The organism is Pantoea sp. sgz302252, from assembly GCF_042610525.1.
GTDB lineage: Bacteria > Pseudomonadota > Gammaproteobacteria > Enterobacterales > Enterobacteriaceae > Erwinia.
In genome coordinates this window covers 98248-107845 of sequence record NZ_JBHDVM010000009.1, presented here as the reverse complement: position 1 = coordinate 107845, position 9598 = coordinate 98248, and the positions used below count along the sequence as shown (strand labels likewise).

Sequence of the window (9598 nt, the reverse complement as noted above, 5' to 3'; positions counted from 1 at the left end):
CTGCTTTTCATGGCTGCAGGGAAGATAACAATGGAAATATAAAAATTGTTAAATTTAAAATTGACCACCAGAAAGCATTTATTTGCTGTATCCGTAGCCGCTGCCCTGGCTTTAGTCTCCGCCAGCGCCAGCGCAACGGAATTTACGGAATTATTAAGAATGGCGGATAATCATCCCGCTATTCTTTCCGCAGAGAATTCTGCCAGCGCCGCGCTTTCGGATATAGACCAGGCTAAAGCCGCCAACAGCTTAAAAGTTAGCGCGGGCGTCAGCGCGGTAGGCTATGCCGGGCAAAGCAGCGGGTATGAAAATACGCTTTTTTCACCTCATGTTAGCGCCAGTAAAATTCTTTATGACCACGGCCGCGCCGATGCAGCAATTAATGGACGTGAAGCGGCTTATTATATGCAGCAGGCGCAAACCATCGCCACGCGGGAATCGGTACAGAAACAGATCCTGACCTGGTACGTCACGGCTTTAAGCGATGCAAAAATGGGCGCGGTCATGGATGAACAAATCAAAGCGCTAACAGACTTACGCGACCGGATAAAAAAAATCGCCGCTATCGATCCAGGCCGGGCTTTTGAAATCAACCAGGTCGAAGCAAGGCTAAATTCAGCACTCGTCAGCAAGGAAACCCGGGATATTTCCGGCCAGCAGGCGTGGAAACAGCTCAGCCAGCTACTGCAGGAAAACGTTTCTCTGACGCATGAGCTGCCTGATTTAAAAAAAGCCGGGCTTTTTCCTGCCTCGCTGGAGCAGGCGGAGCAGCTGCTTAAAGAGCATCCCAGCCTTGCCGCCAGCAAGTTCAAACGTGACGAAGCCGAGGCTACCGCCAGGCAGGCAGCGAAATGGAACCGCCCGCAGTGGAAAGTTCAGCTTAGTATGGACAGTCCTCGCCGGAACGGCGATATCGAGCTCTTTAAAACGACGACGCTACAGTTCAGCACGGATATCGATCTTTTCGATGGCGGAAGCGGAGCCGCTAATGAAAAAAGCCAGGCGCTGCGCCTTTCTGCCGCCGACGCCGAGCTTGAAGCGACCAAAAGAAGCCTGACGCAGGAGCTACGCCAGCTTTGGGTTTCATTGCCGCTACGGGAAAAACAGCTTGCCACGTTAGAAACCCAGACGGCAGTCGCGAAAAAGACATTAGAAGCCGGTGAAGAACAGTTTCTCGCCGGCAGAAGGCCGCTGACCGATTTAATCTCTTTTATCAGCGACTATTACGCCAGTATGGCGAGCTATGAGGATAATCAGGTGCAGTATGTCGCTACTCAGTGGAAAATTATGTCTGCGCTTGGCCGTATTAGTAAATTAATAAAGGATCGCCCTACTCTTTCCGCGCCTGTGCTTAACAAAAACCTCGGGCAATATGAAATAAATAAAAGAGCGTTGAATAATATTCGGCGACCTGCACCGGTAAATAATAGCGCAGGCAAAAATCCGTTCAAAGAGAGCCAAACCGCTATAACCAAACCCGCGACGGAACCTGGGGAAAATATGTTGACAGTCGAAAATAATAACCTGAGGGCCTGGCCGTGGAAATAAAAGAAAATACGCATGATACCGCGGCTTATTCAGCAGAACTGCACGCGCCTGAATTAGTTAAGGTTGTGGAATATGCTATACGCCTGTTTAACCTACGGGCGTCACCTCATGAAATTCAGGATGGCCTGCCTGCCGTTGCGGCGGGCAGTGACCAGGCTATTTATCGTCGCTGGTTACTCGACGCATTCCAAAAGTCGGGCCTGCAGGCCGCCTGGCAGTCGGCGGCTCTGCAGGCGTTGAATCCCGCCTTTTTACCCGCCGTTCTGGAGCTGAACGAGAGTTTTATCGTGCTGTGCGAATATGGCGAAAAAGAGTGCCGGGTGATCCTGCCCGAGCTTGGCTCTCACCCCGTCGCTATGGATACCGCCGCGCTGGCGCTGAGCTATAGCGGACGGATTTTGCTGTTCCGCCCTTTGCATCACGACGATCGGCGGGCGGATGACCTTATCGTCACCCGCGGCAAGCACTGGTTCTGGAGCACGCTCTGGAATTTTCGCCGCTATATTGCCGAGGCCGCCGCGCTCTCGGTCGTCATCAATATGCTGGCGCTGGCAATGTCCATTTTCACCATGACCGTTTATAACCGCGTGTTGCCGAATCAAACCTACGTCACGCTGTGGACGCTGGCGATCGGCGTCAGTATGGCGCTGGTTTTTGAGCTGGCCGCACGCCTGACACGAGCCTGGATCACCGATCGCGCCGGAAAAAAGATCGATCTACTGCTGGGCGCGCGCATTTTCCGTCACGTCCTTAACGGCAGAATGGAAAACCGTGCGCAGTCCAATGGCGCCTTTGGCAACGTGATGCAAAGTTTTGAAAGCGTGCGCGATTTAGTGACCTCAGCGGCCTTAACCGCCGTAGCCGATTTACCCTTTGTACTGCTGTTTCTGCTGGTTATCTGGTTCGTCGCCGGGCCGCTGGTGTGGTGCGTACTGCTGATCCTGCTTACCGTAGCGGGCATCGCGCTATTAATGCAGATACCGCTCAGGCGACATGCCGAGGCCTCAATGAAAATCGGCAGCAACCGGCACGGCCTGGTTATGGAGACGCTGGACAATCTGGAAACCATCAAAGCGCTGCGGGCAGAGAATCATCTCGCTGCCAAACACGATACCGCCAGCGTCAGGCTGTCGGCAGTTTCCATGAAAGCGCGCTTTTTATCCACGGCCGGCACGACGCTGATTCAGCTTATCCAGCAGTTCGGCACCGTGGGGCTGCTGGTCTGGGGAGCCTATCTGGTCGGCGACGGCGAAATCTCTATGGGCGGCATCATCGCCACTATGACGCTGATGGGAAGAGCCATTATGCCCGTCAGCACGCTTGCCGCGCTGGCGCTTCGCTTTCAGCAGGCCAGAACCTCTTTTCAGATCCTGGAAAAATTTATGGCTGCCGAACCGGAATACAGCCGGGACAAAGTGTATGTCCAGTTGCCCACGGGCGCGGCGCCCGAAATCCTCTGCTCGGGCCTCTCGCTGCGCTACAAGCCGGATTTGCCGCCTGTTATCGATAACCTGGCGCTGAAGATCCAGCCTGGTGAAAAAATTGCCATATTAGGCAAAATCGGCAGCGGCAAATCTTCCCTGCTGCGGCTGCTGGTCGGGCTTTATCAGCCTACAGCGGGTTCCGTTACTTTAGCTGGCGTGGATACCCGTCAGATTTCGCCTGCCGAGCTGCGATCCCAGGTGGCGCTGGTTAGTCAGGATGCCCGCATGATGTTCGGCACTTTGCGCGACAACCTACTGCTGGGCGCGCCTTCCGTCAGCGATGAAGAGATGATGCGTGCAGCTGAAATGACCGGCGTTAACGACATCGCCGCCGCTCATCCAATGGGCTACGGGATGCCGATCGGCGAGCGTGGCGATAACCTTTCCGGCGGGCAAAAGCAGGCTATTTCCCTTACGCGCGCTCTGCTGGGCCGGCCGCAAATCCTACTGCTTGACGAGCCAACTTCCGGTATGGATATGGGCTCGGAGCGGGCGGTTTTAGAGGCGATCTCTTCTGCTATTGCCGGGCGCACGGTGGTTATTGTTACCCATCGTCCGGCCATTCTGCAGTATGTCGACCGGGTGATAGTGATGGACGGCGGAATGAAGGTAGCGGACGGCGAAAAGCAGCAGGTTCTGGAGCTGCTGAACAGCGGCAAAGTCCCTTCCGCCTCTGCCCTGAGAAACCAGCAGGCATATAGCGGTGTCGTGGAGGCGTAATAATGAAAAAATTCCGACAACTTTTTTCCGGTAAAACCGAGGAAATTACGCCGCTTATCGCCAGCGAGCTGGTGCGCACGGCGGCCAAAGATCGCTGGGACGGCTGGCTCTATATTTTTTGGGGCAGCGTGGCGATGCTGATGCTCACGCTGGTGTGGGCGGCTAACTTTGAGCTGGAGGAAATTACGACCGGCAGCGCCCGCATTATCCCCAGCTCGCGCGAACAGATTTTGCAAAGTCTGGAAGGCGGAATTTTGCAGGATCTTTTAGTGCACGAAGGCGATACGGTGGAAAAAGGCCAGATTGTCGCCCGTATCGATCCCACCCGTGCAGCGGCTTCTTTCCGGGAAAGCGCCAACCGTATGCTGGCGCTGAAGGCCCAGTCGGAAAGGCTGGATGCGGAAATTCTGGGCAAGGCCACGCTAACTTTCACGGCCGAAATTCAGCCGCACGAAGAGCTGGTAAAGCGTGAAACCGAGGCCTGGCGCGTACGCCGCCGCGCGCTGGAAGAGTCGCTGGCGGGCTATCTGAAAAGCCAGAAGCTGCTGGAAAAAGAGCTGAAAATGGCGCGTTCACTGGCGGCGAAACGGCTACTTTCCGAAGCCGAAGTTTTTAAACTGGAACGCCAGGCTAACGATATCACGCTGCAAATTACCGAGCGGCGCAACCGTTATATTTCGGAAGCGACAGCAGAACTCACTAAAGTGGAAACCGAGCTGGCAGGTTTGGAAGAAACGGCACACGGCAGACAAGATACGCTTGTCCGTACGGAGCTGCGCTCTCCGGTTCACGGCGTGGTTAATAACGTACGAATCAATACGCTCGGCGGCGTTATTCAGCCCGGCGCGGAGATTATGAGCATTACGCCGTTGAATGACTCGCTGCTGGTGGAGGCAAAAATAAAACCTTCCGATATCGCTTTTCTGGCGCCAGGCCAGGAAGCGGTAGTCAAGCTTTCCGCCTATGACTATTCGGTTTATGGCGGCCTGCACGGCCACGTAGAGCTGATCAGTTCCGGCACGCTAAAGGATGAAGAAAACAAAGCGGCCGCCCGTCCCGGCATGGATACCAGTTACTATCGGGTAGTGGTGCGCACCACCAACAATACGCTGACTAAAGAGGGCAGTAAAAAGCTGGAGATCATTCCAGGCATGACGGCTACCGTTGATATCCGCACCGGACAAAAGTCGTTGCTCAGCTATATGCTACGGCCGCTGTTAAGGGTGCAAGAAGCGTTCCGGGAAAAATAAAGCCCGCCTGCCGGCGGGCCAGGCAGAGGCGAATGCCTCTGCCAATCAGGAAAGCAGCTCGAAGGCAACCATACCGACAATCGCGCCGGTGGTGCCCAGAATGGTTTCCATCAGCGTCCAGGTTTTCAGCGTCTGGCCTTCGGTGGCGCCGGTAAAGCGGCCAAACAGCCAGAAGCCCGCGTCGTTAACGTGGCTGAAAATAATCGATCCGCCAGCGATACAGATAGATAATGCCGCCATCTGCGCGCCGGAATAGTGCAGCGGCTCAATCACCGGCATAATCAGGCCGACCGCCGTCAGGCAGGCTACCGTCGCGGAACCCTGAATGATGCGCACCGCGCCCGCCAGAATAAAGCAGGCCAGTGCAACAGGTAAGCCCGCGCCGGTCAAAGCGTTGCCCAGCGCCGGGCCAACGCCCGAATCTACCAGCACCTGCTTAAACACGCCGCCCGCGCCGATCACCAACAGAATAATCCCCGCAGGCTGTAGCGCGCTGCCGCAAATCTGCATGACGCGCTCTTTATCCATACCCTGACGATATGCCAGACCATAAATAGCCAGCAGGCAAGCGAGCAGGATGGCGATAAACGGATGGCCAATAAACTCCAGCCACTCATAAAGCGAAGTGCCTTCAGTGGCAAAGCGCGCGCCAATGGTTTTCAGGCCGACCAGCACCAGCGGAAACAGGATCAGCGACAGGCTGAAGCCGAATGACGGCAGCTTATGCTCTTCGAACTCCGGCTGGTTGGTCTCTGTAGGCAGAGTAAACTGTACGCGTCGGCTGATAAAACTCCCGAACAGCGGCCCGGCAATCAGCATGCTGGGAATAGCGGCGCAGACGCCCAGCAGGATCATCCAGCCGAAGTCGACATGCATCTGCGAAGCCAGCAGCATCGGCGCCGGACCAGGCAGCAGAAAGGCAGCGGCAGCGGCCACGCCAGCAAACAGCGGGATCACCAGTTTGACCAGGTTGTCACCGGTGCGGCGCGCCACGGCAAAAGCAATGCTAATCAGCAGCACTACCGCCACCTCAAAGAACAGCGGCAGCGCGCAGATCAAACCAGCGATGCCCATCGCATAGTGCGCCCGGCTTTCGCCAAAAGTTTTCAGCATCTTGATTGCGATTTGATCGACCGCGCCGGTTTCATGCAGGATTTTGCCAAACATTGCGCCCAGCGCCACTACCACAGCCAGGAAGCCCAGGGTGCCGCCCATGCCTTTTTGCATGGTAGTGGCGATATCTTCCAGCCGCATGCCGGAAAAAATCCCCGCGCCGACGGAAACCAGCATCAGCGCCAGAAAGGCGTGCATACGGGCTTTCATCACCAAAAACAGCAGCAGCAGGACAGAGCCCGCCGCCGTTAATACCAGTGTTGCAGTTGCCATGACTTCCTACTTGTTTATCGCACCTTCGATGGTGGCGATAGTGGCAGCCACAACTTCATCCAGCGTCTGGTTGATATCCACGACCAGTACGTCGCGCTCGTCGCTGCCCGGCTCCTGCAGCGTTTCAAACTGCGTTACCAGCATTTGCGGCTTAAAGAAATGCCCTTTGCGCGCGCGCAGACGGGACTCGATAGTATCGAAATCGCCCTTCAGATAGACAAAAGAAAGGTTGTCGTTGCCTTCGCGCAGGATGTCACGATAGCTCTGCTTCAGCGAAGAGCAGACGATCAGCGAGACCTGGTTGGTGCGCTGCATAGCGAAAGCGGCATCGTTGATCGCTTTCAGCCAGGGCTGGCGATCTTCATCGTTCAGCGGATGTCCTTCCGCCATTTTTTGAATGTTGCTGCGAGGGTGCAGGAAGTCGCCATCCAGAAAGGCCGCTTTCAGGTGGTAAGCCACGGCGTTGGCAACGGCGGATTTGCCGCTGCCGGAAACGCCCATCAGCACAAACACATGATTGGACGCAGGTAATTTGTTCATTGTTCTACTCCGGCGAAGATGTCAGGGGCCAGCCCATGATGTTAGCGTTATGTTGTTATCGGTAACATTGTCTGGACGCCTGTGAAGTATGGCAACAGCTGGACGGGAAAAAGCTGGTAAATGTGAGGTGGTTCAAAAAAATGACAGATTAGGAGTGTTAGCGGCACAAAGAGACAAAGAGCCGAGGTTATCGGCCCTACCGCTTCAGATACTGCCGCCTTCGGAAATGGTAAAACCCAGGTCGATTTGCTGCGATCCCGTCTGCTCGCCGCGTATTCTTGCCAGCAGCAACGAGGCGGAAACCTGCCCCATTTTTTCGCGCGGCGTCAGCACTGTCGCCAATTCTGGCGTAACGACCTGAGTGATATCGTGACCGTGGAAGCCCGCTATCGCCATATCTTCCGGTACGCGCAGCCCCTGCCGCTGGCATTCGAACATCGCGCCGACGGCTAAATCATCGTTGGTGCAAAACAGACTGTCGGTGCCGGGATAGCGCCTTTGCGCCTCCAGCAGCAGCGTGCCGCCCATTGAGAACGACGAAGCCTCTTCCATCATAATGCTGCGCGGTTCAAGGTTCGCCTCGCGCATTGCCTGTTCGTAACCCTGGTGTTTCAGCAAGGTACGCTCATCCAGCCGTGCGCCAAGATATACCGTGCGGCGATGTCCTTTCCGCAGGATTGCGTGCGTCATTTGCCGCGCCGCCTCGACGTTATCAAACCCTACAGCCAGATCCAGGCACGGCGAGACGCAGTCCATCATCTCCAGCACCGGGATGCCCGCTGTTTCAATCATGCGCAGGCTCGCTGGCGTGTGGGTGCGTTCGGTCAGGATTAACCCGTCGATATTCCAGCCCAGCAGCGAACGCATCTGCAGCTCTTCTTTCTCTGCGCTGTAGCCAAAGTGGCCGAGCATGGTCTGATAACCCGCCGCATCGGTTACCGCTTCGATACCACGCAGCACGTCCGCAAATACCTGGTTGGTGAGTGAAGGCAGCAGCACGCCAATCGCCCGGCTGGTGGCGTTAGATAAAATATCCGGCGCACGGTTGGGAATATAGCCCAGTTCGTCCAGCGCGGCGGCGATACGGCTCTGTAAGGCGACGGAAACCTGATCGGGGTTGCGCAGATAACGGCTGACGGTCATCTTGGTGATGCCCACGCGATCGGCAACGTCCTGTAGCACCGGTCTTTTTTTCTTCATTGTTTTCAGCGAGTCAGGGGAAGAGAAACTGAGTGTAACAAAAAAGCCGGGAAAACGGGGAGCGCCAGTATCAGACCTTTTGCAAAGTGCGGGCGCAAGCTGGCCAGAGTACGATTGCCGGGCTGTCGCTAATCGGCCTGTCTTTATCAGCGGCCTGGCTCTGGTTATTATGATCTGCCGTTCGATTTTTACTGAGACAAGAGATGCCCTGGTTATTGCATGTAATCAAAGAGAATCTGCTAAAAAGCTTTAACTATGATGAGCGGGAAACACGTGGACGTTATCTGGTTTTCCTCTCTTTTCAGCTTTTATGGTTTTGTAGCTATCTGAACTGGTTTACCGCTGCGGATAACGAAATAAGCTTTATCGCGCTGCTGCTGTTTATTTTACCTGGTTTAGCCTGCGCCGTGCGCCGAATAAACGATGCGGGCTATTCGCGCGGCGTTATCGTTTTACTGGTTATCGCGCCTTATCTGCTAATTCCGTTTTTAATTTTTCCGGCTTCGGCAAAAAACCAGCAGCTATCATAAAGAAAGGGCGCAGTATGTTGCGCCCTGTGGTTAGCTTTTTGTCTTAAACCGGCGGCAGATCAAACAGTAACACTTCGGCGTCGCTGGCGGCTTCCAGGCTCAGGGTGGCTTCGTCCCAGATAGCGAAGGCGTCGCTGGTGCCCGCTTTCTCACCGTTGACGGTAACATCGCCCTTCACGACCTGGATCCAGACACGGCGGTTCGGATCAACCTGTACGCTATCCTGCTCGCCCTGTTCCAACACCCAGCGAGAGAGCGTCATATCCTGATAAACCTTCAGCGAGCCTTCCCGCGCATCCGGCGACAGGATCAGCTGGCGGCCCTGGATATCAGCGAAACGACGCTGGTCATAGCGCGGCGTGATACCGGTGCTTTCCGGGATAATCCAGATCTGATAGAGATGCAGCGGCACTTCTTTGCTGGCGTTGTATTCAGAGTGACGTACGCCGGTACCGGCGCTCATAATCTGAAACTCGCCTGCCGGGATCTGCTCTTTATTGCCCATGCTGTCCTGGTGCTCGACCGTGCCGGAAAGCACGTAGGTCAGGATTTCCATATCTTTATGCGGATGGGTACCAAAGCCCTGACCCGCGTCGATCACATCTTCGTTAATCACTCGCAGCGCCGAAAAGCCCATAAAGTTGGCGTCGTAGTAGTTAGCGAAGGAGAACGTATGCCAGCTGTCCAGCCAGCCGTGGTTAGCGTGACCGCGATCTTCTGCTTTGCGTAAATAAATCATATTCAATCCTCCTCAACGTTTTCAGCTAGTCTGCGCCTGCGACGGAAAGGAAGATAGCGGAGAAAATTGTCTCCTCTGTTCAAATTATTCGACTAAACGACCGACGGCTATTCAGGCCATTTGCGCAAAGGTTCAGGTAAGGAGCGAGCGTACCATTTTCAGGCAAAAAAAAAGCCAGCACCCGAGCTGGCTAAGTAAAAC

8 protein-coding genes are annotated in these 9598 nt (G+C 55.2%); 4 read left to right on the top strand and 4 right to left on the bottom strand.

Annotated elements, in window-relative coordinates; genetic code table 11:
- Positions 1-159 precede the first annotated feature (159 nt).
- Genes ACETPC_RS16680 through ACETPC_RS16670 form a run of 3 tightly spaced genes read left to right on the top strand, consistent with a single transcriptional unit; the run spans position 160 to position 5002 of the window.
- The gene (locus tag ACETPC_RS16680; RefSeq protein ID WP_380183226.1) at positions 160-1548 is read left to right on the top strand and encodes a TolC family protein; all 1389 of its coding nucleotides are present in this window, start codon (positions 160-162) and stop codon (positions 1546-1548) included.
- Complete coding sequence (locus ACETPC_RS16675; protein WP_380183224.1) at positions 1539-3752, top strand: type I secretion system permease/ATPase; 2214 nt, start codon at positions 1539-1541, stop codon at positions 3750-3752. Before ACETPC_RS16680 ends, ACETPC_RS16675 begins: the two co-directional genes overlap by 10 nt.
- Before the next feature lie 2 nt (positions 3753-3754).
- Entirely contained in the window at positions 3755-5002 is a 1248-nt protein-coding gene (locus tag ACETPC_RS16670) for an HlyD family type I secretion periplasmic adaptor subunit (RefSeq protein WP_380183222.1), read from the top strand.
- Between the two features lie 45 nt (positions 5003-5047).
- On the opposite strand, the gene gntU is transcribed toward ACETPC_RS16670, so the two are convergent.
- The 3 genes from gntU to gntR all read right to left on the bottom strand — a co-directional run bounded on the left by gntU (position 5048) and on the right by gntR (position 8128).
- Positions 5048-6388: a gluconate transporter gene (gene gntU, locus ACETPC_RS16665; RefSeq protein WP_380183220.1), complete on the bottom strand. Its 1341-nt coding sequence runs from the start codon at positions 6386-6388 to the stop codon at positions 5048-5050.
- Positions 6389-6394: 6 nt separating this feature from the next.
- The gene (gene gntK, locus ACETPC_RS16660; RefSeq protein ID WP_380183218.1) at positions 6395-6928 is read right to left on the bottom strand and encodes a gluconokinase; all 534 of its coding nucleotides are present in this window, start codon (positions 6926-6928) and stop codon (positions 6395-6397) included.
- A gap of 204 nt (positions 6929-7132) precedes the next feature.
- On the bottom strand, positions 7133-8128 hold the full coding sequence (gene gntR, locus ACETPC_RS16655) for a gluconate operon transcriptional repressor GntR (protein ID WP_380183216.1): 996 nt from the start codon (positions 8126-8128) through the stop codon (positions 7133-7135).
- Between the two features lie 203 nt (positions 8129-8331).
- On the opposite strand from gntR, the gene ACETPC_RS16650 reads away from it, so the two are divergent.
- Positions 8332-8658, top strand: coding sequence for a DUF805 domain-containing protein (locus ACETPC_RS16650; RefSeq protein ID WP_380183214.1), 327 nt, complete (start codon positions 8332-8334; stop codon positions 8656-8658).
- A gap of 43 nt (positions 8659-8701) precedes the next feature.
- Here the strand turns inward: ACETPC_RS16650 and ACETPC_RS16645 are convergent, their stop codons facing one another.
- On the bottom strand, positions 8702-9397 hold the full coding sequence (locus tag ACETPC_RS16645) for a pirin family protein (RefSeq protein WP_380183212.1): 696 nt from the start codon (positions 9395-9397) through the stop codon (positions 8702-8704).
- Positions 9398-9598: the final 201 nt, after the last annotated feature.